This window comes from Priestia endophytica (assembly GCF_026790145.1).
GTDB classification, from domain to species: domain Bacteria; phylum Bacillota; class Bacilli; order Bacillales; family Bacillaceae_H; genus Bacillus_I; species Bacillus_I endophytica_A.
Genome location: NZ_JALAMS010000001.1, coordinates 600501 through 623431 on the forward strand (window position 1 = coordinate 600501; position 22931 = coordinate 623431).

Genomic DNA, 22931 nt, shown 5'->3' on the forward strand with positions numbered 1-22931 from the left:
AGAGAGTCATTATGAGCTCAGGACATCCGGTGCGCTACTCGCAAAAAAGAGAAGCGTTTATCGGAAGTTCTGGGCTCTTTTTTATTAACAGACTATGGAGGGTAACTCATGAAAGCTTTACAAGAAAAGATTGAAAAAGAAGGCGTTATTTTATCTGAAACAGTACTTAAAGTAAACTCATTTTTAAATCATCAAATTGATCCGTTTCTTATGCAAGAAATCGGTAAGGAGTTTGCAAAGCGATTTCAGAAGGATGGTATTACTAAAATTTTAACGCTAGAATCTTCAGGTATCGCTCCATCAATGATGACAGCACTTGAACTGAACGTTCCACTTGTTTTTGCTCGTAAAAAGAAATCATTAACATTAAATGAAGGTGTACTAACAGCGAAAGTTTATTCTTTTACGAAGCAAGAAGAGAATGAGATTACCGTATCAGGAGAGTTTCTTCATAAAGATGACCGTGTACTTGTTATTGATGACTTTTTAGCCAATGGGCAAGCAGCACTTGGTTTAATTGATATTGTAAGAGAGGCAGGGGCAGAGTTTGTTGGCCTTGGGATTGTAATTGAAAAAGTATTTCAAAACGGTGGGCAAATGTTGCGTGAAAAAGGGATTCGAATTGAATCACTTGCACCAATTCGTTCACTTGAAAATGGCGTTGTTTCATTTGCTAAAGAGGAGGAGCTTGTTCAATGAATAACTGGAAAGTGTTCTCACTAGGTTTTCAGCATGTTCTAGCGATGTATGGTGGAGCCGTTGTTGTGCCCCTTATTGTAGGGGGAGCACTTGGATTAACAAGCGCTCAACTTACGTATCTTGTGGCTATTGATTTATTAATGTGTGGGGTTGCAACGCTTCTCCAAGTTTTACGAACAGGATATGTTGGAATTGGGTTACCGGTTGTCCTTGGGTGTACATTTACAGCCGTTGGTCCAATGATTGCTATTGGCACTTCATACGGTATTCAGTCTATTTATGGTTCAATTCTCGTCGCAGGCCTTGTTGTTATTGTGATTGCCCAATTTTTCGGTAAGCTTGTGCGCTTTTTCCCTCCTGTTGTAACAGGATCTGTTGTTACGATTATCGGAATTACGCTTATTCCAACAGCCATGCAAAACCTTGGTGGTGGAGACGGAAGCAAAGATTTTGGTGCTCTTTCAAACATTCTACTAGGATTTGGTGTTTTACTTTTCATTCTTTGTATTTATCGTTTTGCAAAAGGGTTCCTTCGATCTGTTGCTATTTTGCTTGGTCTTGTTGGAGGAACTGTTGTCGCTTATTTCATGGGAAAAGTGGATTTATCAGCTGTGACAGAAGCATCTTGGTTCCATATGCCTCACTTCTTTTACTTTGGAGCTCCTGAATTTAATATAACAGCTATCATTACAATGGTTCTTGTTGCAGTTGTAAGTCTTGTTGAATCATCAGGGGTTTATTTTGCACTTGGCGACATTTGTAAAAAAGAAATTTCTGAGAAAGATCTTGCAAACGGATATCGTGCAGAAGGTCTTGCGATCCTTTTAGGAGGACTTTTCAATGCTTTTCCATACACAACTTATTCTCAGAACGTGGGAATTATCCAACTTTCAGGCATTAAGTCACGTAAAGTTATTTTCACAGCAAGTGGTATTCTAATTGTCCTTGGTTTCGCTCCAAAAATTGCAGCCTTTACAACAGTAATTCCAAACCCTGTTTTAGGTGGGGCGATGATTGCCATGTTCGGAACTGTCATTGCATACGGAATTAAAATGTTAAGTACTGTTGATTTTGCAGCTCAAGAAAACTTACTTGTTATCGCGTGTTCGGTAGGTATGGGACTTGGCGTAACGGTTGTTCCAGATCTTTTTGCAAACTTACCACAAAGTTTGCAAATCCTAACAAGCAATGGAATTGTGGCTGGAAGCCTTACAGCAATCGTATTAAATATTTTCTTTAATATCATTAAAGTTCGCAAAGCTCAAAATGTAAAAAGTTTGCATGAAGAGAGAGTTGTTTAACTGAGAAAAAACCCTAGCTTCTTTAAATAGAAGTTAGGGTTTTTTTTAGTTCAACAGGAATTTTTTGTATAAAAACAACCTTCTAGAAGAAAGATAAAAATATTCTATGAAGGAGGTGGGTTCATTTGCCAAAAGTCATTTCAGTGGGGGTCGGTACACCACCTCATAAACTTTTACAAAAAGAGACACTTCAATTTGCACGGGAAATGTTTTCTTCTTCTTTCTCAGATATTGAGCGCCTTCTTAAAGTATTTCAAAATGGCGATATTAAAACCCGTTACTTCGCACAGCCACTCGATTGGTACAAAGAAAATCATACCTTTGAAGAGAAAAATGAAGCTTTTATTCATAATGCCGTAGAGTTCGGAATAAATGCTATTAAAGAGTGTATTAGGGAAAATGAGTTTCTGGAAAAAACGGTGCCAGTAGAAGAAATTGACGCAATTTTTTTTATTTCAACAACAGGGCTTTCAACGCCGAGCATTGAAGCACGTATTATGAATAGGCTTCCTTTTTTACCACATACAAAACGCATACCTATTTGGGGATTAGGCTGTGCTGGAGGAGCCTCAGGATTAGCGCGCGCATATGAGTATTGTCTTGCATATCCAAAAGAAAAGGTGCTCCTTTTATCTGTTGAGCTCTGCAGCTTAACATTTCAGCGTGACGATCAATCAAAAAGTAATCTTGTAGGAACATCGCTTTTTTCAGATGGTGTAGCATGTGTGCTTCTTGCAGGAGATGAAGTAATAGGAATACATAGTAAGAAAAAAAGGCTTCCTTCTATTAAGGGAGTAGAGTCAACACTTATGCCAAACTCCGAAGATGTGATGGGATGGGATATCCGTAATAACGGGTTATATGTCGTTTTTTCAAGAGATATTCCTTCTATCGTTCGCTCGTGGCTTGGTGATCAAGTAAAAGGGTTTTTAAAAAAGTATAGTCTTACTGAGCAGCATATCAAGCATTTTGTCGCTCATCCAGGTGGGAAAAAAGTATTAAAAGCATATCGAGAAACGCTGAACTTTAGTGAAGAAATGACAGAAATATCTTCTCATGTGCTTCAAAGTTTCGGAAATATGTCATCAGCAACTGTTCTTTATGTATTAAAAGAATTTCTACAACAAGAAATAAGGGAACAAGATTACGGAATTGTAACAGCACTAGGACCTGGGTTCAGCTCTGAGCTGCTTCTCCTGAAATGGGAGGTATAAAACCATGTTTTTATTTCTTTTTCTTATTGTACAGCGTCTTGCTGAGCTCTTTGTAGCAAAGCGAAACGAGCGATGGATGAAGGAAAAGGGAGCAATTGAGCATGGCCAAGAACATTATTCACTTATGGTCATTATTCATCTCCTATTTTTTGTTTCACTTGGTGGAGAAGCTTTTCTATGGAGGGAATTTCAAGGTCAGGTAATTGGTCTCCTTTTTATTTTATTTGTAGCTGTTCAAATTATCAGGGTGTGGGCTTTAGTTTCGCTTGGACGCTTTTGGAATACAAAAATTTTGATTTTAAAAGATGCAAACGTTGTATTAAAAGGGCCTTATAAGTACATTAAGCATCCAAATTACTTTGTTGTTACATGTGAGTTTTTGCTAGTGCCGCTTATTCTTCATGCTTATGCAACTCTTATTGCATTTTCGTTATTGAACCTGTGCATCTTATCTGTTCGAATCAGCGCTGAAGAAGAAGCATTAGAGAAGTGGACAGATTATGAAAGGGCTATGGAAAATAAAGGTCGCTTCTTCTTTTTTCGAAAAAGAGTGAATATTGATTGAAAAAGTAATTGAAAATGATTATCTTTAATGATAAACTACTGATAAAGATTATCACTATCAATGTGAGGTGTTAACAATGTTAAGCATGATCATTGCAGGTGTTGTTGTAGTGTACGGTGCTGTAGCAACTTATATGTTAAAAGGTGTAAAGAAAGCACAGAAACAGATTCAATAAGAAAAAAGGCGATGCAGATGCTCGTCTTTTTTTGTTTGTCCAAAAACTGTCTATTTTTCGTATAAATTTTCTGAAGAATCATTTAAAATGAAAGAAGGAAAGAGAAATAAAAGGGCAACTAGCCTACATAACGACAGTTTGATTTTACAAAAGGGGTATTGTGATAGTTATGGAAAAACAGCAGATTGAACGATCTTTACAAAAAAAGTTAATGACAGCATACGCATTTTTTCAAGGCCGAGAAGACAAAAGAAGAGTTGAGAAAATAAAAGATTTAGGAAGAAAGTTAGAAGAAAAAACGTTTACCGTTGCATTTTGCGGTCATTTTTCAGCAGGTAAATCAACAATGATTAACAAGTTGATGAACCAGGAGCTTTTGCCTTCAAGCCCGATTCCAACAAGTGCTAATTTAGTGAAAGTAGTGAAAGGTGCAGAACATGCAACAGTGTACTATAAACACGATGCTCCTGTTCGCTATACGGCTCCATATGACTTTGAAGCAATTAAACAATTTTGTAGAGATGGAGATGCCATTAAGGAGATTCATCTTTCAACAGAGAAAAGCACGCTTCCAGATCATGTTGAACTCATGGATACGCCTGGCATTGATTCAGCAGATGATGCCCACCGTGTTGCAACAGAATCTGCTCTTCATCTTGTTGATGTGATTTTTTACGTAACTGATTATAATCACGTCCAATCTGAAGTAAACTTTGATTTTGTTAAAAAGTTACGTGAACAAGGAAAAACGGTTTATTTAATCGTTAATCAGATTGATAAACATCGGGAAGAAGAGCTTACATTTGAGCAGTTTACTCATTCTGTTAAAACATCCTTTCAAAACTGGCAGGCAGAGCCAAATGGCATGTTTTTCACATCTTTAAAAAAAGAAGAGCATGAAAGAAATGAGTTTATTCTTGTAAAGCGAACACTCCAAACCATGTTTCAAGATTATGAAGAGCTTTTAAAGAATTCTGTGCAAAATACGCTACAAGCTTTAATAGGGGAATATATAAAAGAATTAAGTGATGAGAAAGAAGAGGCAAAAGAAGAACTTTCTCTCGCATTAGAAGAAATGGGAACAAGTGAAGCACTTCCGTTTCGTAATATGATTCAAGAAATGAATGAGGTGTTGCTTGAAAAAGAGCAAGAGCTTGCAGCATTTGAGGAAACGATTCGCAAAGAAATAAGCACGCTAGCTGAAAATGCGCAGCTTATTCCGTACGAAGTAAGAGAGAAAGGGCGAGAATATTTAGAAAGTATTCAACCTCAGTTCAAAGTAGGTTTTCTTTTCTCAAAGCAAAAAACAAAGGAAGTTCAAAAGCAGCGGCTGCATAATTTTGTGGAAGCTCTTAAAGAGAAAACAACAGCAGAGCTTGTTTGGCATATTACTCCACTTCTCCATAAGCACATGCGAGAAGATGAACTTTTTTCAGAAGAGCTTGTAGCAAAAATTGAAGGCTATGATATCGTGATTACAGAAGATGATATAGAAAGTATTGTAAAAAGCGACGTTGGTATAACAAATGAGTATATTTTAACGTATAGCAACGATGTCTCAACATTTATTAAAACAAAGGCTAAACAAAAAGCGTATCCAATTTTGTCCCATCTAAAGCAAATGAAAGAAGAACAGTATAAGGAATGGCGAAATGGACAAGAAGAAAAACTTTTACAATATGAGAAGGCTGCAAAGCTCAAAGAGAGCGTTGGACATTTTCTAGATCGTAAAGAAGAAGATATTATCGAAGCAAGGCTTATTCAATGGGGTGAACGTTTTCAAGAAGAACCTGACTGGAGCCTGTTAATTCAACATAAGGAACATCCCATTGTCAAAGAAGGGCTGCAAGCTTTTCAAATTACGAAAGAAATGATGCCTGTTGAAGAGGAGATAACAGAGAGCCAAGAAAGTTATTCTATGGAGCAAACGATTGTTCATCTTGATAAAACAGTGGAAGCATTAGAGCCGTTTCCACCGCTTGAGAAATTTATTCTTCCATTGAAAAAGAAGATGGAAGCACTTGGTCAACATTCGTTTACAATTGCTCTTTTTGGAGCGTTTAGTGCAGGTAAATCATCTTTTGCAAATGCTTTGATTGGTCAAAAACTGCTTCCTGTGTCACCAAATCCAACAACAGCGACAATTAATAAAATTTTGCCGCCAACAAAAGAACACAAACATGAGACAGTAAGAGTCCACGTGAAAAGTGAAAAAGAGATGTTTAGCGATATTTCCGCTTCCCTTCATATGTTTGGAATCAACCCGTCTTCTTTAGATGAAGCATTAGATAAGATTAAAGAGTTAAAAATAACAGAGAAGCTAGAAGGAAAAGAGCGTCTTCATTATTCGTTTTTACAGGCGGTTGATCGCGGCTATGAAGAGATGAAAAACCACTTTGATACCGTTTTAACCGTTTCGATTGAAGAGTTTCCAAGCTATGTTGCAAATGAACAAAAATCTTGTTTTGTGGATGAAATTGAGCTTTATTATTCATGTGCTTTAACAGATATGGGGATAACGCTTGTTGATACACCTGGAGCAGATTCTATCAATGCCCGTCACACAGGAGTTGCTTTCCAATATGTAAAAGACGCTGATGCGCTTCTTTTCGTTACTTACTATAATCATGCATTTTCTCGGGCTGATCGGGAATTTCTTATCCAGCTTGGTCGTGTTAAAGATATTTTTACGCTTGATAAAATGTTCTTTGTTATTAATGCAGCAGATTTAGCTCACGATGAGAATGAACTGCTTGATGTAAAGCGCTATGTTTATGAACAATTACTTCAGTATGGAATTCGGAAGCCGCGCCTTTACCCACTTTCAAGTCATCGTGCATTAGAAAGCGGAGTAAAAGATGAGCAGTTTAATCAGTTTTGGACTTCTTTCTCTCACTTTATTAAAGAAGACTTAACAACAATGGTAACAGAATCAGCTTATGAAATTGTAGAGAGAGCGTACAAAGCGCTTCTTGATTTAAAAGAGCTTAGTCGGAAATCTAAGGAAGAAAAAAGAGAGCGACTTGCTCACATTGAAAAAGTAAAGCAAGCCCTTCATTTAACAGTTCAACAACTTAAGTTTGAAAGCGAGCAGAAGCGAATTCGTCAAGAAACAGAAGAGCTTGTTCACTATGTAAAACAGAGAGTGATGATGAGATACTATGACTTTTTTAAAGAGTCGTTTAATCCTTCTGTTTTAAAAGGAACAAAAAAGCAAGAACAAGAGAAGCTTCGAGGCTGTTTAAACGAGCTTCTTGAATTTCTTCAATTTGACTTTGTACAAGAGATTCAAGCAACAACACTAAGACTTGAAGCTTTTTCAAGTAAGCTTATTTATGGAGCGCATGAAGTTGTACTTCAGCGAATGAAGGAAATTCATGATTCATTTGCGCCTGCTCCAATCCCTATTCCGAAAGCGAAGGAAGTTACGATTTATAAACCTTTCGAGCAGCAACATGATAGCTATGAAAAAGCATTATCTCTTTATCGAAATGCACGTGCGTTTTTTGAAGGAGACGAAAAGAAAAAAATGGTTGATGAATTGAAAAAACCGCTCTTAGAGGAAATGAATGAAGCAGGGATAAAGCAGACAGATCTCTTTAATATTTACTATGCACAGTGGATTAAAGATACGCTGTATTATTATCAGCACGAGATGAATACAAACATTGAACAGCATATTTACAGACTTCAAAAAAGCTTAACAACACCTGTTGATATAAGAGAAATTGAAAAGTCTGAAAAAGAACTAAGTGCGATTTTAACACAAAGTCGCTATAATAAAGAAGACAAACAGTAAACAGCTAGAAGCATGTAGGAGGAATTAAGATTGAGCGTACACAAAGCCATTACAAAACACTCACAGTCACAGCATGAAAAGGTTAAAAAATTTGTTGAATTAGAAAGCATGAGAGAATTTGAAATTGATCAAGCCGTAAGCAAATGCAGAAATGGTGAAACATTTTCAGTTGATGCTATTAACGCAGTAACGAAAAGAATTAACGAGCTTGCGAAGAAAGGGATTGTGCCAACGCGTAAGTTAGTGACGAAAGAAATGGTAAAGGAATATGTTGAACGTCTAGAAAAGTAAAGCGAAAACTTGGCTGTTTTTTCACCATTTGCTATCTATAAAAAAGCGAGTAGTTCTCCATAATAAAGATGTGCACAACATTTGCGCAACGATAAGGGGGAGATAGCAATGGGTCGTACGAAAAATGCTAACCGAAATGCTCAAATTAACAACAACAAAAAGGCACAGAAGGAAGAGTTTGCTTCTGAAATGCCGAGTATGCAACAAAAGAGCAAGAGCAGTATGAACAGCCGCTATGCGGAAGAATTCGCTTCTCAATATAACCCAAGTCCTGAGTATAAAGCGCGTCTTGATAAAGACAAAGCGCAAAAATATGCCGAAGAATACTCAGCTGAAAAAACGCCAAAAGGTGGAAGCAAGAAACATCGATTTGCTTCTTACGCAGAAGTGGAAGCTGAGAAAATGAACGAAGGCATTCAAAAGGATAAATAACAAAAAGCACCGCAAAAATGCGGTGCTTTTATTATGAACGAACAATCGCCTGCCGGGCAAGCACATCGGCCGTTTTGTTTTGTTTTTCAGGAATCCATTTAATGAAAAAAAGGTCAAGCTGATCAATTAACTGAACAGCCTCTTCTAAGAGAGGGGCATAAAGCTTATTCTTCACATATCTTGTATCAACCGCTTTTTCAACAAGCAGTGAATCTGTTTTACATGAGACTGTCTTAAATCCTTTATCAATACAAACTTCAAGTGCTTTAATAAGAGCATGATACTCAGCTTCATGGTTTGTCATATGAGGAAGAGGGAAAGAAAAACGATGAACGTTATCTTGTGTTTTAATAAAAACGCCTGCGCCAGACGGTCCTGGATTACCTGCGCTTGCACCATCAATAAATACCTCAATCATAAAGTATCCCTCCTTTTGTTCACAAAAATTATAGCATATAACTTTACAGAACGTATAAGGAAGAAAGCAGGAAAATATATTTTTCTTAAGAATAAGAAGAGAAGCGGTTGCAAAAATTATGAATAAATCAGAAAGTAGGTTTGAATTGATTAAACAAAAAACAAGTGGTACGATAGTCGTTGTACTTTAACGAACTGTCAAAAAAGAAGTTAGTAGGAGGAGAGAAGATGGACTTTCAATTACGATGGACGTATAAAAGTCATGGAAGAAGTCTTGATTTTCAATCTGCATTTACAAATGGTAAAGAGGCTCTCCTCATAGCGGAAGATCTTCTGAAAACAGGGCGATTAAAAGAGATTACATTTGTAGATGAAATGGATCAATCATGGACATTAAAAGAGATGAAGAAGCTTTTACAAGAAGTGAAAGAACAGCCTCACTATGTGAAAGCTTATTTTGATGGCGGATTTGACCTTTTAACTAAAAAGGCTGGCGTTGGAGCTGTTATCTATTATAGACAAAATGGAAAAAACTATCGTTTGCGTTCAAGCGCTTCTTTTGATGAACTTGAGTCAAATAATGAAGCTGAATATGCAGCTTTTCACTATGTGGTAAAACAGTTAGAGGAGCTTGGTGTACACCATCTTCCGGTGACGTTTTTAGGAGACTCAAAAGTTGTGTTAAAACAGCTTGCTGGAGAATGGCCATGCTATGAAGAAAGTTTTAATCGATGGCTCGACAGAATTGAAGAAGAGTTAAAAGGTATGCATATTAAACCAACATATACACATATTGCTCGAAAAGAAAATGAAGAAGCTGATACCCTTGCTGCTCAAGCGCTGCATGGAAAAGAGATATCAAGTACGTATGAAATCGAGTAAACAGGAGATGAAAAAATTGAATCGTAAGGAGATATTAGAAGAGCTTACTCATCTTTCAGATTATTATTGTGAAGGGTGTTTAATCAAAAAAACGCTAAATAAAGAAAAAGGGAAAAAGCACGCTCAAACCTTTTGTATAAAGCAATGTACAGTAGGAGAGAAGCTTCAGAAGTACGGTGAGTTACTTATGACAGAGCCTGCTCGAAATAAACAATAAAAAGCTGACAGACATCATTGTTCTGTCAGCTTTTTTGATTATATCTTGGCTGCATTTAGCTGTTGTTCGCACTTTTGAAGCGTTTCTTCACAGCGTTGTAAAAAAGCTTCATCAACCCCTGTTGCGCTGTTTCTGGCACTTTCAAGCTGCGCTTTAGCAGATAACAGAGCCTCTGTTGCTTCTCTTAAACGTTCAGGGTCCATATTTCGCGTTGCTGCCCCAACAATGTTTTTTGTTGCTTCTACAGCTGCATTTGTTGCTCCAAGATCATTATACCCTGTTGTTACGTTATCATTTGAAAAGCGTTCCACTATAACCGCCTCCACTTTTATATTTTTAGTTGTTCACCTTATAGATTGATTCGTTCGGACTAAAAATATGCAGAAGCTCTTTTATTCCTGAAGGTCGTGTTTATAGATGAAGCCCGTTATTAGAAGATTAAATTGACGCCAGTTTAGTGTTGGAAGTTCATGAAAAGCATCGTGAATAAAAAATACGTCTGAAGTGAGCTCATCGTAATAATGGTGATAATGACTCGTAATGTCATAGCGCGCTCCATACATAGCAAGAATAGGCCATGAGAATCGATGGAGATCATGAACAATATTGAAGCGATATGATTCAACATAAAATTGGTGCCAAACAGAAGGATTTGCTTTTTTCATATGCTGCAGAAGCTCATTTTTAAATGCTCTATCTCTAGTGTGTGCAAGTGAAATCACGTTGCTAACAAAAGAAGGAGACTTTTTGATAAAGTGAAGACCTAAGAGATGTTCCCATTGAAGAGGTCTTGTATTTACAATTGGGAAGCCTCCTGTTAGAATCAGTCCTTTTACACGTTCAGGGTAAAGAAGGCAAAATTGCTGAGCAACTGTTCCACCACATGAGTAGCTACAAAGAATTACTTTTTCAATGCCTAATACATCTAACAGTTCAACTAGCTCTTCAGCATACGTATTTAACAATCCGTATTTTATATAGCTCGGATTTTCGCTGTCTCCGCATCCTGATAAGTCAGGCATAATAACGCGAAACTGCTTTGCAAGCTCCTTTTGATAATAAAACACTTTGCGCCCCATACCAGCAGGATGAAGAAAAATAATAGGGACGCCTTTTCCTTCATCCTCAATGAATAATTTTGTATCTTTCACATGATAATAAGGCATTGTAAACTCCTCTATTGAAATGATTTCACTTTTTAATGAATATCATTAGTTTGAGCAAGTTCTCCCGCCTTATACAAAGGAGTATTGTTGTTTAGAGTTACGAAAGAGCTGCTTTCGGTTTCTCTACCGTATCAGCTTTTTTTATGCGAGAAAAGCTGACGCGAAGAACAGCAAGAACGAGAACAGAAAAAAGAATGATCACAAGCGCCAATACGTCAGAAAAAATATTGCTTCCGCCAAAGGCAATGGTGAAAAGACCTTCAGCAACATATGTGGCAGGGAGAACGGCACTTATTTTCTCATAAAATAATGGAAGCATTTCGCGAGGTACCATAACGCCTGCACTAACAAGTTGGAGAGACAGTAAAATAATATTGAAAATCATTCCGCCTTGGCCAAATAAAATAATGAAAAGCTGGGTAAGAGATACGAAAGTAAGAAAGGTTAAAAACAAAAAGAACCATGTATAAAAAAGTGAAATATGCGAAGTTATACTGTAACAAGACATAAGCAAGACCGCAATTGTCGCAATGAATACAGAAAGAGTGACATTAATAATCTGACGTGCTCTAAAGAGAGACCATTTTGAAAATTGGTTTTTTAGAGGTTATATTAACCACTTTCTTACATAATTTCTTCAAAATAAGAGAAAATAGAAAGCAGAAGTAAAAAAAGGAGGGAAAGTCATGAAAGAAAAGCAGAAACAAAATAATGAGAAATTAACATCTGAACTTGATGTAACACATGAACAAGTAAGCGATTCGTATATGGAAGGCGCTGTAAGCGAAGATACGTTTAATAGTGATGAAAGAAACGACCGAAAAGCCTAGAATATTCTAGGCTTTTTTAGAGGAGATTTTTATATAGTTCTGTTACAAGAGGTCCATATTGTCCTGTCTTAAATTCATCACCTTCAAAAAGATTTAAAGATTTTAAAGGATCTTTTAGAGGAGAATGCTTCTTATTTGTAAGAAGGACAACTGTCAGTTCATGTGCTGGATCAATGATTGTTAGCGTGCCGGTCCACCCTGTATGACCAAATGCAGAGGGACTTGCATGCTCTCCAAACATATACTTCATATCTCCGTTGTTTAAACGCCATCCAAGACCATAAGAAGGATTTCGCTGTGAAGGGGTAACAAACGTTTTTGCAGTGCTTTCACTAAATAACTGTTTTGTTCCATATGAACCGTTGTGATGCATAATTTCTACCAAAACGGAAAGCTCATCAACAGTTGAAAAAAGACCCGCATGCCCTGAAATACCATCCATAGAGTAAAAGGCTTTTTCATCATGAACTTCACCTTGAAGCGTGTGTGTTCGAACATTTGGAAAATGAATAAATCCATCTCGTGTGTTACCCATTCGCTCTGTTGCTGCACAGTCAGAGCGAACATATCCCTTTCTTAGCGGGTTAAATAATGTTCGAGTTAATCCTAGCTTTTGAAATATCTCTTTTTCTACAAATAAATCGAGCTTTTGACAAGTTAATTTTTCAACAAGAGCACCAAGCATCATATAATCTAAATCACTGTAGAGATGTTGAGTATGTGGTTCATAAGAAAGCGGCGTTTTAAGAATATGCTCAATCGTTGTTAAACGATCTCGTGAATATAGATCTCCAGCTTTTTCACGATTATAGTATGGAAAATCAGCTGGAAATCCTGCGGTATGCTGTAAAAGATCGATAATACGTACGTTTTCTTTGAAAGAAGGAAAGTAGAAAGAGAGAGGAGAGAGCAGGTTTAGTTCTCCTTCTGTAACGAGTTTTTGTAATGCGAAGTTTGTAGCATACATTTTCGTGTTTGAAGCAAGATCAAATAATGTCTGCTTCTTAAGCCTTCGAGGATGTGAAAGAAGCTGCTTTTTCTCATATTTCTGTTGATATCCGCACGTTTCACGGTAAACTTCTTTTCCTTTTTTCTTTACAAGCAAAGAACCACCCGGAAATCCTTTCTCCACATCTTTTTTAATCAAGTTCTCCATTTTTTCACATCCTTTTTATTCCTTTTTTCTAGTCTATCATAGTACTAAAAAAAGTTAACTTTTCATAGATTATGATTATGCGTTATAAAGTGTTTTAATTTTCAAAAAAAAGGTTATTAAGATTAAGAGTTAGAAGTTTGTTCAAAAATCGTAAAATATGTTTTGATAGGGAGGAATAAGATGAAAAATGAAACAGTAGTAAAAGAACATCTTGCAGAAAAATATAAAGAGGTGCGAGCATGCACGGAAAAAATTGTAGCTCCGCTTCAAACAGAAGATTATATTATTCAAGCAGGACCTGATGCAAGCCCTCCAAAGTGGCATCTTGCCCATACAACATGGTTTTTTGAACGATTTGTTTTAAAAGAATATAAGACTACATACGAATCACTTAACGATCAATTTGACTATCTTTTTAATTCATACTATGAAACAGTTGGAGAATTTCACCCTCGAGCGAAAAGGGGAGTTCTTGCTAGACCGAGTATTGAGGAAGTAAAGCAATATCGATATTACGTTGATGCACATATGAAAGAACTTTTTGAAGAATTAACAGAGGAAAATAGAGATAAAGTTCTTTCTATCGTTGAAATCGGCCTTCAGCATGAGCAACAGCACCAAGAACTTCTTTTAACAGATATTAAATATAACTTTTTCACCAACCCTCTGCTTCCTGCATATATTAGTCAAACTACAGAAGAAAATGGAAAAAGGAAGGAGACGTCATTTATTGAAATAGAAGGAGGACTTATTGAAGTTGGACATGGTGATTCTTCATTCTCATTTGATAATGAGCGCCCTTGTCATAAAGTATGGTTAGAGCCTTACCGAATTGCTGATGCGCCTGTTACTAATCGAGAATATATAGAATTTATCGAAGATGGAGGGTATGAACGACCAGAGTTATGGCTTTCAGACGGATGGGCTCATATCAAAAAAGAAGGATGGAAACATCCTTTATACTGGGAAAAAGATGGTGATGAATGGAGTATCTTTACTCTGCACGGACAAAGCACTTTAAACTTAGATGAACCTGTTTGTCATGTGAGTTTCTATGAGGGAGACGCTTTTGCGCGCTGGAAAGGGAAAAGGTTGCCAACAGAGCAGGAATGGGAACATGCTTTTAGTGGAATAGAATGTGAAGGCAACTTTGTTGAAAACAACTTTTATCATCCAAATTCACAGTATAAAGGAAACGGTCCGCTTTATAAAGGATATGGAGATGTGTGGGAGTGGACGCGTAGTCCATACGTACCGTATCCAAAAAGCAAACCTTTAGAAGGGGCACTTGGAGAATACAATGCAAAATTCATGTGTAATCAAATGGTGTTAAAAGGCGGTTCTTGTGCAACTCCTCACAGTCATATCCGTCCAACATATAGAAACTTCTTTCAGCCGGAAAAACGCTGGCAATTTACGGGTTTCCGCTTAGCGGAGGACATATAAATGACAAGTGTAAAAGCGATGGAAAAATCATTTTATAAAGATGTTTTGACTGGATTACGCTTAGTTCCTAAAAGATTAGAACCTAAATATTTATATGATTATCGAGGTTCAGAGCTTTTTGAAGAAATTACAAAAACTCCAGAATACTATCCAACACGTACAGAAATGGGAATTTTGAAAAAAGAGCTTAATAGTATTTCTGACTATATTGGGGATGAGGCAGCATTAATTGAATTTGGAAGCGGAAGCAGTGAAAAAATCAAATTTTTATTGCATCATTTGAAAGGTATTAAAGAGTATGTGGCGATTGATATATCTGAAAGCTTTTTGCTACAGTCTGTAGAGAAATTGAAGAAAGAGCACCAACATCTTTATGTGCATACTGTTTGTGCCGACTATACAGTTCCATTCTCTCTTCCTTCTTTAAAAGTGAAAAAGAAAGTTTTATTCTTTCCAGGTTCGACAATTGGAAACTTTGATAAACAAGAAAGGAAGACTTTTTTAAATCAAATGTCTACTCTTCTAACAAAAGGAGACGGGTTTATCATTGGAGTAGATTTGAAAAAGGATGAAAAATTGCTTCATTCCGCCTATAACGATGCCAAACAGGTAACACGAGCCTTTAACTTAAATTTACTTCAGCGGATGAACCGCGAGCTTCTTGCTAATTTTATGGTGGAGAATTTCGAGCATAAAGCTTTTTACAATCATGAAGAAGGGCGAATTGAGATGCATATTGAGAGCTTGAAAGATCAGATTGTTACAATTGGTGAAGAAGAAATCTCATTTCAAAAGGGAGAGACAATTCATACAGAAAGCTCTTATAAGTTTTCAGTGCAAGAGTTTCAAAATCTTGCGAAGGAAGCGAACTTTATCCCCAAAAAAGTATGGACAGATGAAGAGAATTTATTTAGTGTTCATTATCTCGAAGTGAAGGCATAAAAAAAGACAGCCAAGTGGCTGTCTTTTTTTCTTCTTATTTTACTTCTTGAGGCACTTCTAGGCCAAGGCCTTTTGCAATGCGTGTTCCAAAATCAGGATCTGCTTTATAGAAGTGTCCGGTTTGACGAATTTTAATTTCTTCTTTTTCAACAGGTGTCATTTCATTTACGATTGTTTGAACAATGCGATCTTGCTCTTCTTTACTCATTAAACGGTAAAGATCACCTGCTTGTGTATAATGATCGTTATGATCATACGCTACGCTTTCAGCAACACCTGAAACAGGGAATGAAGCCTGCTTGTTTTCAGGTGATTCTGTTGGACCATTATAGCTGTTTGGCTCATAGTAAACAGAACCTTTTCCATTGTCATCAAAGCGCATTTGACCATCGCGCTGATAGTTTTTCACATCTGCACGTGGACGGTTGATTGGAAGTGCTTGGTGGTTTGCGCCAACGCGATAGCGATGTGCATCATGATAAGCAAATAAACGTCCTTGAAGCATTTTGTCTGGTGATACGTCAACACCAGGAACAAGTGTGCCAGGAGAGAATGTTGCTTGTTCTACTTCTGCAAAATAGTTCTCTGGGTTACGATCAAGTACCATACGGCCCACTTCAATTAGTGGATAGTCTTTTTGAGACCATGTTTTGGTAACATCAAATGGATCAAAGCGATATGTGTTAGCATCTTCAAGCGGCATAATTTGAACGTAAAGTTTCCATGCTGGGAAATCTTTGTTTTCAATTGCGTTAAATAAATCTTCTGTATGGTAATCAGGATTTTCACCCGCAATTTTTGTGGCTACATCTGGATGAAGGTTTTTAACACCTTGTTCTGTTTTGAAATGATACTTAATCCAAACGCCGTCACCATCTTTATTTGTCCATTTGAATGTATGACTCCCGAAACCGTGCATATGACGGAACGTTGCTGGAATTCCTCTGTCACCCATTAAGTATGTGACTTGGTGAAGCGATTCTGGTGATAGAGACCAGAAATCCCATACAGCTGTTGGATTTTTTAAATGTGTTTGTGGATGACGCTTTTGTGTATGAATGAAATCAGGGAACTTAATAGCATCACGAATAAAGAAAATAGGCGTATTGTTTCCAACGATATCGTAGTTTCCTTCTTCTGTATAAAACTTAACAGCGAATCCGCGTGGGTCTCGTACTGTGTCAGCAGATCCATTTTCACCTGCAACAGTTGAAAAACGAATAAATAGTGGCGTACGTTTGCCAACTTCTGATAAAAAGTCTGCTTTTGTATATTTTGTTACATCATTTGTTACTTCAAAGTAGCCGTGTGCTCCTGCACCTTTAGCATGAACAACACGCTCTGGTACACGCTCTCTATTAAAATGTGCTAGTTTTTCTAGCAAATGAACGTCTTGGATAAGCGTTGGACCTCTTGAGCCTGCTGTAATTGAATTTTGATTGTCTCCAACAGGAGCTCCCCAACTAGTTGTAAGATTATTATTGTTATTCCCCATACTAGATTCACCTCATATTTGTAATATAAATAGCTTAATATCATAATAACATCTATCAATAAAAAATCAATACTTAATTATAATTATTATAAATAAATATTTTATATAAAATATAAAAGGGTAATATTGGAAAGTGAAAGGGGTAAAATAAAAAGAGCTTACAGCAAAATAAGCCCTTTTTATTTATTCTAATGCATTTCTTATCAATTTAGAAATTTTAAGTTCTCTTTTATAATAATTTATGGTTTTAACACCACTTTAATGCAATTATCTTGTTTGTTATTAAAAATATCGTACCCGTGTGAAGCTTTTTCTAATGGAAGGGTATGCGTAATAATTTGGGTTGGATCGATTTCTTCTTTAATAATTTGCTCGTACATTTTCGGCATATAGCTTCTTGCGTGTGCTTGTCCCATTTTTAAGGTAACATTTCTTGAAAAGAAGGGACCTAGTGGGAACATATTGTACAAGCCACCATATAAGCCTGTTAGTTGAACAGTTCCACATTTTCTTACTGCTTTTGTGGCAATTTGAATAGGACCCATTGTTCCACCTTGTAGCTTTAGTTTTTGTTCTACATATTCGAGAGGAGATTTTTTTCCATCCATTCCAACGCAGTCAATGACAACATCTGCGCCACCCTTTGTAATTTCTTTTAGTGTTTCGCCCATATCGTCATACTGAGTGAAATCAAACGTTTCTGTTTTGTTCATTTTTTTAGAATGATTGAGGCGATAATCAAAGTAATCAACGGCAATTACGCGATCCGCTCCTTTTTGCCATGCAAATTTTTGAGCCATAAGACCTACAGGGCCGCATCCTAACACAATCACAGTATCTCCTTTTTTTACGCCTGCATTTTCGACACTCCAATAGGCGGTTGGTAAAACGTCTGATAGAAATAGAAGTTTTTCATCTTCGAGCTCACAGCTTTCTGGAATAACAAAAGGTGTATAATTTCCGAAAGGAACGCGCAAATATTCCGCTTGCCCGCCAGGATAGTTGCCAAACTTTTCGGAGTAGCCAAAAAGGCCTCCAGAATCATAGTGAGGATTTGAATTATCACACTGACTTTCAAGATGATTGTCACAGTATGGACAGCTTCCACAAGCAACTGTAAAAGGAATAACAACTCTGTCCCCTTTTTTTACTTTTGTCACCTCTGGTCCAATGTCCTCCACAATCCCCATTGGTTCGTGTCCGATAACATATCCAATTGGAAGCGGGAAATTTCCTTGATAAAGGTGCAAATCAGACCCGCAAATTGCTGTTGATGTAATTTTAACAATAACATCTTGTGCATCTTGAATTTTTGGTGCTTCCACTTCTTTTACGGCAATTTCTTTTTTTCCTTGATATGTGACAGCTTTCATATATAACCTCCACACCTCTCTTATTGTCTTATTTATCGTTCTCTTAGCCTATGTAAAATATAAGCATCCTTTTACATCGGACTTTTCGCTTTTAGGAAGAGAGAAAAAGTGAAGACTTCACATAAACTTGTTATTGTTCGGGCATATTGAAAAGGGGAAATTTTCAACTGCTTTTAAAAAGAAAAAAGGGGTGCTTTGTTTGTACTATTACAAAGAAGGATTAATTAATGAAATTAAACCGGATAAGCCAGATCCAGCAGCAGCAAAAGTGCTGCAAGAAACTCTTGGTGGTCATTATGGTGAAATGAGAACAATGATGCAGTATTTCTTTCAAAGTTCAAATTTTCGAGGAAAAGAAACACAGTTTAAAGATTTAATGCGCGGCATTTTCTTAGAGGAGATTGCTCACGTTGAGCTTGTACAAAATACAATTAATGCTCTTCTTGATGAATCGGGCGGTGAAGGAGTTGGAGCACAAGGAGAGGATCGTGCACCCCTTGATGAAGCAGTCAAACATGCTAACCCTCATCACTATATTATGGGAGCACAAAGCTCTCTTCCTGTTGATGCAAGTGGAAACCCTTGGAACGGCTCTTGGGTATACAGCCACGGAAATTTAATAGCTGATCTTCTTGATAACGTTGTATTGGAATCAACGGGGGTTTTACAAAAAACACGTATTTATGAAATGAGTTCAAACAAAACGTTCCGTGAAACACTTGGTTTTTTAATTGTACGGGATAACGCTCATCAAAACGCATTTGCAAAAGCTCTTGAGACGCTAGGCGTAAATTGGGGAAAGCTTTTTCCTGTTCCGAACTACGATATTAATAAATATCCAGAGTGTCGTAAGTTTGTTGAGATGGGCTATCATAATACGCAGTTTAACTTTAGGCTTGATCCAACGAGAATAGGGGAAGTGCTCCAAGGACAAGTTCCAAGCCGTAATGGTGGAGAAATGACAGTTACAGCTCCACCGGAAGAATTCCCAGCACCAATGCTTTCGGAGATGCCAAATGAGCATAGCCCTGGTTTAGGCGATATGAATGCATAAGGAAATCTTTGAAAATGGAAAATGAACTGCACGGAAGTTCTTCAACAGAACGATTTATTCCTGTTACATCTGTTCAAAGTGGAGAAGGAGTCGAAGTTACCCCTGATCTTTACAGTTATACAACCCAAATTGTGAACGTTTGCTTTATCGGAGGAAAAGGAGACGAATTTGTCCTTGTTGACGCAGGAATGCCGAAGTCAGCTCAAAGTATTATTTCAGAAATAGAAAATCGTTTTGGCTCCAATGCCCGTCCAAAAGCTATTCTTTTAACACATGCTCATTTTGATCATGTTGGAGCACTTCTTGAGCTTCTTCGCCATTGGGATGTTCCTGTTTATGCTCATAAAGCTGAGCTTCCATATCTTCAAGGGGAAAAAGACTATGAACGCCCAGATCAAACAGTTGAAGGTGGAATGGTTGTTAAAATGTCTCCGCTGTTTCCAACAGAGAGCATTAACATAAGTTCTCACGTTTCTCATCTCCATGATGACGGGTCTATTCCAGAACTGCCTGAGTGGGAATGGATTCATACGCCAGGTCATACAGAAGGGCATGTTTCGTTTTTCAGAAAACGAGATAGAGCTCTTATTGTAGGAGATGCGTTTATTACAACAAAGCAAGAAAACTTATTTGACGTGATTACGCAAAAGCTAGAAATAAGCGGACCACCGAGATATTTAACAACAGACTGGAAAGCGGCGAAAAGGTCTGTTGAACATCTTGCTTCCCTTCATCCTGAAGTAGCCATAACAGGTCACGGAAAACCTGTAGAAGGCAAATGGTTAGCTGAACATTTAGCTTTATTAGCACAGGATTTCGATCGAATAGCTATCCCTGACTATGGAAAGTATGTTGATGAGTAAGTATCGTAAGCACAATCTTTTGTTAAAAGATTGTGCTTTTCTTTTGAGAAATTTCATTATAGCCCTAATGAATAACCGTATACAATGATATAATCTTTGTATACATTATTTTTAAGAAAAGAGTGGAAGAATGATTTTTTTCGAAGTAATTTTACCTGTTATTCTCATTTTCTTTAGTGGTTATATGATTCAAAAGATTTTTAAGGTTGATATTAAACCCATTTCAACAATATCCATTTATATTCTAATGCCTGCGCTTGTATTTCAAACGTTTTACACAACGCCGCTTGATAGTAATTTATTTTATATTGTGCTTACATCAACGCTTATTTTTGCAGCATTAGTTGTTGTAAGCATTGTAACCTCTCGCTTATGTAAACAAGATACAGAACAGGAAAGTGCTCTTATTTTAACATCTGCTTTTGCAAACAGCGGAAATTACGGAGCACCGATTGTTCTCTTTGCTTTTGGGCAGGCTGGTATGAACTATGCTGTTCCACTTATGGTGTTTCACTCCATTTTGATGAGCGTTTTTGGCGTATATTTTGCAGCTAGAAGTCAAGGAGGAATAAAGCTTGCCGTGAGCACGGTCCTAAAACAGCCAACAAACTATGCTATTATTCCAGCTGTTTTGCTGCAAGAATTCCATATCTCCATTCCCGATAACTTTTATGCAAGCATCGAGCTTGTAGGCAACTGCTGTATTCCAGTTGTAATGATTATTTTAGGGATGCAGCTTGCAGACGTAAATGCTAAAAAGCTTGAATGGGGGAATATTAGTATTGCAAGCGGCATTCGTCTTATTGCTTCTCCTATTTTAGCTTATCTCATTTGTCTCATGTTCCCGATTGAGCCGCTTTTACGAAACGTAATTGTCATTATGGCTGCAATGCCGTCTGCGGCAACAACGGCAATGTATGCTATTCAATTTAATACAAAGCCCCAGTTTGTTTCAAGCGGAACGTTAATTACAACAGTGCTTAGTTTCGGAACGCTAACGTTTTTACTTAGTATTTTGCATTAGAAAAGAGAGAGGTCTTATATAAAGTGTGAGCTGAGTAAAGTGGGTTAGCTGAATATATAGGTGCGAATCTATTTTGTAATTATCATGACTTCTTATTTGTAAAGGTAAGTAACAAAGGCATACTGAATGAGGGTTTCCTCTTCGTATGCCTTTGTTTTTTATGCTAATTTCTCAAATAAAGCAATGCTTAGGGAGAGTAGAAAAGGATTTATAAGGTTTATAAAATACGTCTTAGACAGCTATTTTAAAAATTATAAAAGATAAAAATAATATATACTTATAAAAATAATAACATTGACATTTATACGTATAAATAATATATTTGTTCTTAAGAAAGCGTTTGCAATTAATGTGAAGAAAGGAGTTCATAAGCTACCTTTAGTTATATATAACCTGCTTATTTTTAAAAGTGTACAGAAGTTACAGATAGTACGAAAACTTATTTATTGAAAAATGAGAGCCTTATAAGTTTATTAGTCTGAATATTTAGTCTTTGATTAGTTGATATCTAAATGTAGAGGAGATGGCATGATGAATACATGTAAAACTTATAAAAATCCAATTGTAGAGCAACGAGCAGATCCTTGGGTATATAAGCATTGGGATGGATATTATTATTTCACTGCATCAGTTCCTGAATATGATCGTCTTGAAATTAGACGCGCAAAGTCTATCGAGGAACTAGGGGAAGTTAAGGGAGTGACTGTATGGAAGGAACACGAAGAGGGACCAATGAGTGCACTGATTTGGGCACCAGAACTTCATTATATTAAAGGAAAATGGTATATCTACTTTGCAGCAGCAAATACAGACCAACCTATAAATGGCACATTCAATCATCGTATGTTTGTCATTGAGAATGAAAATGCCAATCCAATGGAGGGAAATTGGACGGAAAAAGGGCAAGTTAAGACAGATTGGGAGTCATTTTCGCTAGATGCTACAACATTCACTCATAGAGATGTTCTGTATTATGTATGGGCTCAAAGAGATGTAAATATTAAAGGGAATTCTAATCTATACATTGCAGAAATGGAGAACCCATGGACGATTAAGGGTCCTCAAGTGATGCTTTCAAAACCTGAATTACCGTGGGAAACAATAGGTTTTTGGGTAAATGAAGGTCCGGCTATCCTTAAACGCAATGGGAAAATCTTTATGACGTACTCAGGAAGTGCTACAGATCACAACTATTGTATGGGATTATTAACGGCTGATGAAGAGAGTAATTTGCTAGACCATAAGTCATGGATTAAATCTCAAAATCCAGTATTTAAGAGTGCTCCAGAGAATGGACAATATGGGCCTGGTCATAATAGTTTTACAGTTTCTGAGAATAACAAAGAAGATGTTCTCATTTATCATGGCCGAAATTATACAGATATTAAAGGTGACCCACTATATGATCCTAACAGACATACACGTGCCCAGATTATTAAATGGACAGAAGAAGGGGCTCCTAATTTCGGAGTACCTGTTCGAGACGCAGAAGAGGTTAAATCTGAACACTAAACAAGATCGTAAGTTTTCTATAGATGCTGATAGAAAGTATTAAAAGGTTTCTCATAGCTACGAATTCTTTTGAATAGC

22 protein-coding genes and 1 pseudogene are annotated in these 22931 nt (G+C 37.0%); 16 read left to right on the forward strand and 7 right to left on the reverse strand.

Annotation, left to right across the window (positions count from 1 at the left end; all coding sequences use genetic code 11):
• The first annotated feature begins 108 nt into the window (after positions 1 to 108).
• The 7 genes from MOC86_RS03070 (at position 109) to MOC86_RS03100 (ending at position 8476) form a co-directional block, all read left to right on the forward strand.
• On the forward strand, positions 109 to 699 hold the full coding sequence (locus MOC86_RS03070; RefSeq protein ID WP_268582659.1) for a xanthine phosphoribosyltransferase: 591 nt from the start codon (positions 109 to 111) through the stop codon (positions 697 to 699).
• Positions 696 to 2000, forward strand: a complete 1305-nt coding sequence (locus MOC86_RS03075; RefSeq protein WP_268582660.1) for a nucleobase:cation symporter-2 family protein — start codon at positions 696 to 698, stop codon at positions 1998 to 2000. The genes MOC86_RS03070 and MOC86_RS03075 overlap by 4 nt, the downstream gene beginning before the upstream one ends.
• A gap of 125 nt (positions 2001 to 2125) precedes the next feature.
• Positions 2126 to 3214, forward strand: coding sequence for a type III polyketide synthase (locus tag MOC86_RS03080; protein ID WP_268582661.1), 1089 nt, complete (start codon positions 2126 to 2128; stop codon positions 3212 to 3214).
• A 4-nt stretch (positions 3215 to 3218) separates the two neighbouring features.
• Positions 3219 to 3779: an isoprenylcysteine carboxyl methyltransferase family protein gene (locus MOC86_RS03085; RefSeq protein WP_268582662.1), complete on the forward strand. Its 561-nt coding sequence runs from the start codon at positions 3219 to 3221 to the stop codon at positions 3777 to 3779.
• 344 nt (positions 3780 to 4123) lie between these two features.
• Positions 4124 to 7753: a dynamin family protein gene (locus MOC86_RS03090; protein ID WP_268582663.1), complete on the forward strand. Its 3630-nt coding sequence runs from the start codon at positions 4124 to 4126 to the stop codon at positions 7751 to 7753.
• Positions 7754 to 7783: 30 nt separating this feature from the next.
• The gene (locus tag MOC86_RS03095; protein ID WP_268582664.1) at positions 7784 to 8044 is read left to right on the forward strand and encodes a YpbS family protein; all 261 of its coding nucleotides are present in this window, start codon (positions 7784 to 7786) and stop codon (positions 8042 to 8044) included.
• 108 nt (positions 8045 to 8152) lie between these two features.
• The gene (locus MOC86_RS03100; RefSeq protein WP_019393140.1) at positions 8153 to 8476 is read left to right on the forward strand and encodes a hypothetical protein; all 324 of its coding nucleotides are present in this window, start codon (positions 8153 to 8155) and stop codon (positions 8474 to 8476) included.
• Positions 8477 to 8507: 31 nt separating this feature from the next.
• Here the strand turns inward: MOC86_RS03100 and MOC86_RS03105 are convergent, their stop codons facing one another.
• Positions 8508 to 8894 (reverse strand): reverse transcriptase-like protein, encoded by a 387-nt coding sequence (locus MOC86_RS03105; protein ID WP_268582665.1) that lies wholly within the window; start codon positions 8892 to 8894, stop codon positions 8508 to 8510.
• Between the two features lie 227 nt (positions 8895 to 9121).
• On the opposite strand from MOC86_RS03105, the gene MOC86_RS03110 reads away from it, so the two are divergent.
• Both MOC86_RS03110 and MOC86_RS03115 read left to right on the forward strand, forming a co-directional pair.
• The gene (locus MOC86_RS03110; protein ID WP_268582666.1) at positions 9122 to 9775 is read left to right on the forward strand and encodes a reverse transcriptase-like protein; all 654 of its coding nucleotides are present in this window, start codon (positions 9122 to 9124) and stop codon (positions 9773 to 9775) included.
• 16 nt (positions 9776 to 9791) lie between these two features.
• Positions 9792 to 9992: a zinc-finger domain-containing protein gene (locus MOC86_RS03115; protein WP_019393143.1), complete on the forward strand. Its 201-nt coding sequence runs from the start codon at positions 9792 to 9794 to the stop codon at positions 9990 to 9992.
• A 38-nt stretch (positions 9993 to 10030) separates the two neighbouring features.
• On the opposite strand, the gene MOC86_RS03120 is transcribed toward MOC86_RS03115, so the two are convergent.
• The 3 genes and pseudogenes from MOC86_RS03120 to MOC86_RS03130 all read right to left on the reverse strand — a co-directional run.
• Entirely contained in the window at positions 10031 to 10303 is a 273-nt protein-coding gene (locus tag MOC86_RS03120) for a DUF2564 family protein (protein ID WP_268582668.1), read from the reverse strand.
• Between the two features lie 81 nt (positions 10304 to 10384).
• Positions 10385 to 11158 (reverse strand): alpha/beta hydrolase, encoded by a 774-nt coding sequence (locus MOC86_RS03125; protein WP_268582669.1) that lies wholly within the window; start codon positions 11156 to 11158, stop codon positions 10385 to 10387.
• A 97-nt stretch (positions 11159 to 11255) separates the two neighbouring features.
• A pseudogene (locus MOC86_RS03130) lies at positions 11256 to 11741 on the reverse strand (ABC transporter permease); the annotation flags it as partial.
• Positions 11742 to 11844: 103 nt separating this feature from the next.
• Here MOC86_RS03130 and MOC86_RS03135 point away from each other — a divergent pair.
• Positions 11845 to 11988 carry a DUF4025 domain-containing protein gene (locus MOC86_RS03135; protein WP_082023622.1) on the forward strand — a complete coding sequence of 48 codons (144 nt, stop codon included), beginning with the start codon at positions 11845 to 11847 and terminating at the stop codon, positions 11986 to 11988.
• A 16-nt stretch (positions 11989 to 12004) separates the two neighbouring features.
• Here the strand turns inward: MOC86_RS03135 and pbp4b are convergent, their stop codons facing one another.
• Positions 12005 to 13144, reverse strand: a complete 1140-nt coding sequence (gene pbp4b, locus MOC86_RS03140; protein WP_268582671.1) for a penicillin binding protein PBP4B — start codon at positions 13142 to 13144, stop codon at positions 12005 to 12007.
• A gap of 180 nt (positions 13145 to 13324) precedes the next feature.
• Between pbp4b and egtB the strand changes: the two genes are divergently transcribed.
• Both egtB and egtD read left to right on the forward strand, forming a co-directional pair.
• Entirely contained in the window at positions 13325 to 14590 is a 1266-nt protein-coding gene (gene egtB, locus MOC86_RS03145; RefSeq protein ID WP_268582672.1) for an ergothioneine biosynthesis protein EgtB, read from the forward strand.
• A complete protein-coding gene (egtD, locus tag MOC86_RS03150; protein WP_268582673.1) occupies positions 14591 to 15532 on the forward strand; it encodes an L-histidine N(alpha)-methyltransferase in 942 nt (313 codons plus the stop codon).
• 34 nt (positions 15533 to 15566) lie between these two features.
• On the opposite strand, the gene katA is transcribed toward egtD, so the two are convergent.
• Entirely contained in the window at positions 15567 to 17027 is a 1461-nt protein-coding gene (gene katA / locus MOC86_RS03155) for a catalase KatA (protein WP_268582675.1), read from the reverse strand.
• A 239-nt stretch (positions 17028 to 17266) separates the two neighbouring features.
• Positions 17267 to 18400, reverse strand: coding sequence for a zinc-dependent alcohol dehydrogenase (locus MOC86_RS03160; protein ID WP_268582677.1), 1134 nt, complete (start codon positions 18398 to 18400; stop codon positions 17267 to 17269).
• Positions 18401 to 18599: 199 nt separating this feature from the next.
• Between MOC86_RS03160 and MOC86_RS03165 the strand changes: the two genes are divergently transcribed.
• From MOC86_RS03165 to MOC86_RS03180, 4 genes are all read left to right on the forward strand, one after another.
• Positions 18600 to 19454, forward strand: a complete 855-nt coding sequence (locus MOC86_RS03165; RefSeq protein ID WP_268582678.1) for a manganese catalase family protein — start codon at positions 18600 to 18602, stop codon at positions 19452 to 19454.
• Between the two features lie 14 nt (positions 19455 to 19468).
• The gene (locus MOC86_RS03170; RefSeq protein WP_268582680.1) at positions 19469 to 20317 is read left to right on the forward strand and encodes an MBL fold metallo-hydrolase; all 849 of its coding nucleotides are present in this window, start codon (positions 19469 to 19471) and stop codon (positions 20315 to 20317) included.
• Between the two features lie 130 nt (positions 20318 to 20447).
• Positions 20448 to 21341 carry an AEC family transporter gene (locus MOC86_RS03175; protein WP_268582681.1) on the forward strand — a complete coding sequence of 298 codons (894 nt, stop codon included), beginning with the start codon at positions 20448 to 20450 and terminating at the stop codon, positions 21339 to 21341.
• A gap of 531 nt (positions 21342 to 21872) precedes the next feature.
• Positions 21873 to 22853: a family 43 glycosylhydrolase gene (locus tag MOC86_RS03180; RefSeq protein ID WP_268582682.1), complete on the forward strand. Its 981-nt coding sequence runs from the start codon at positions 21873 to 21875 to the stop codon at positions 22851 to 22853.
• Positions 22854 to 22931: the final 78 nt, after the last annotated feature.

What these genes read in the sequence shown, in the direction of transcription:
- MOC86_RS03070 (WP_268582659.1), top strand. Translation starts at nt 109, where the DNA reads ATGAAAGCTTTACAAGAAAAGATTGAAAAAGAAGGCGTTATTTTATCT.
- MOC86_RS03075 (WP_268582660.1), top strand. Translation starts at nt 696, where the DNA reads ATGAATAACTGGAAAGTGTTCTCACTAGGTTTTCAGCATGTTCTAGCG.
- MOC86_RS03085 (WP_268582662.1), top strand. Translation starts at nt 3,219, where the DNA reads ATGTTTTTATTTCTTTTTCTTATTGTACAGCGTCTTGCTGAGCTCTTT.
- MOC86_RS03090 (WP_268582663.1), top strand. Translation starts at nt 4,124, where the DNA reads ATGGAAAAACAGCAGATTGAACGATCTTTACAAAAAAAGTTAATGACA.
- MOC86_RS03100 (WP_019393140.1), top strand. Translation starts at nt 8,153, where the DNA reads ATGGGTCGTACGAAAAATGCTAACCGAAATGCTCAAATTAACAACAAC.
- MOC86_RS03105 (WP_268582665.1), bottom strand. Translation starts at nt 8,894, where the DNA reads ATGATTGAGGTATTTATTGATGGTGCAAGCGCAGGTAATCCAGGACCG.
- MOC86_RS03110 (WP_268582666.1), top strand. Translation starts at nt 9,122, where the DNA reads ATGGACTTTCAATTACGATGGACGTATAAAAGTCATGGAAGAAGTCTT.
- MOC86_RS03125 (WP_268582669.1), bottom strand. Translation starts at nt 11,158, where the DNA reads ATGCCTTATTATCATGTGAAAGATACAAAATTATTCATTGAGGATGAA.
- MOC86_RS03135 (WP_082023622.1), top strand. Translation starts at nt 11,845, where the DNA reads ATGAAAGAAAAGCAGAAACAAAATAATGAGAAATTAACATCTGAACTT.
- pbp4b (WP_268582671.1), bottom strand. Translation starts at nt 13,144, where the DNA reads ATGGAGAACTTGATTAAAAAAGATGTGGAGAAAGGATTTCCGGGTGGT.
- egtB (WP_268582672.1), top strand. Translation starts at nt 13,325, where the DNA reads ATGAAAAATGAAACAGTAGTAAAAGAACATCTTGCAGAAAAATATAAA.
- egtD (WP_268582673.1), top strand. Translation starts at nt 14,591, where the DNA reads ATGACAAGTGTAAAAGCGATGGAAAAATCATTTTATAAAGATGTTTTG.
- katA (WP_268582675.1), bottom strand. Translation starts at nt 17,027, where the DNA reads ATGGGGAATAACAATAATAATCTTACAACTAGTTGGGGAGCTCCTGTT.
- MOC86_RS03160 (WP_268582677.1), bottom strand. Translation starts at nt 18,400, where the DNA reads ATGAAAGCTGTCACATATCAAGGAAAAAAAGAAATTGCCGTAAAAGAA.
- MOC86_RS03170 (WP_268582680.1), top strand. Translation starts at nt 19,469, where the DNA reads ATGGAAAATGAACTGCACGGAAGTTCTTCAACAGAACGATTTATTCCT.
- MOC86_RS03175 (WP_268582681.1), top strand. Translation starts at nt 20,448, where the DNA reads ATGATTTTTTTCGAAGTAATTTTACCTGTTATTCTCATTTTCTTTAGT.
- MOC86_RS03180 (WP_268582682.1), top strand. Translation starts at nt 21,873, where the DNA reads ATGAATACATGTAAAACTTATAAAAATCCAATTGTAGAGCAACGAGCA.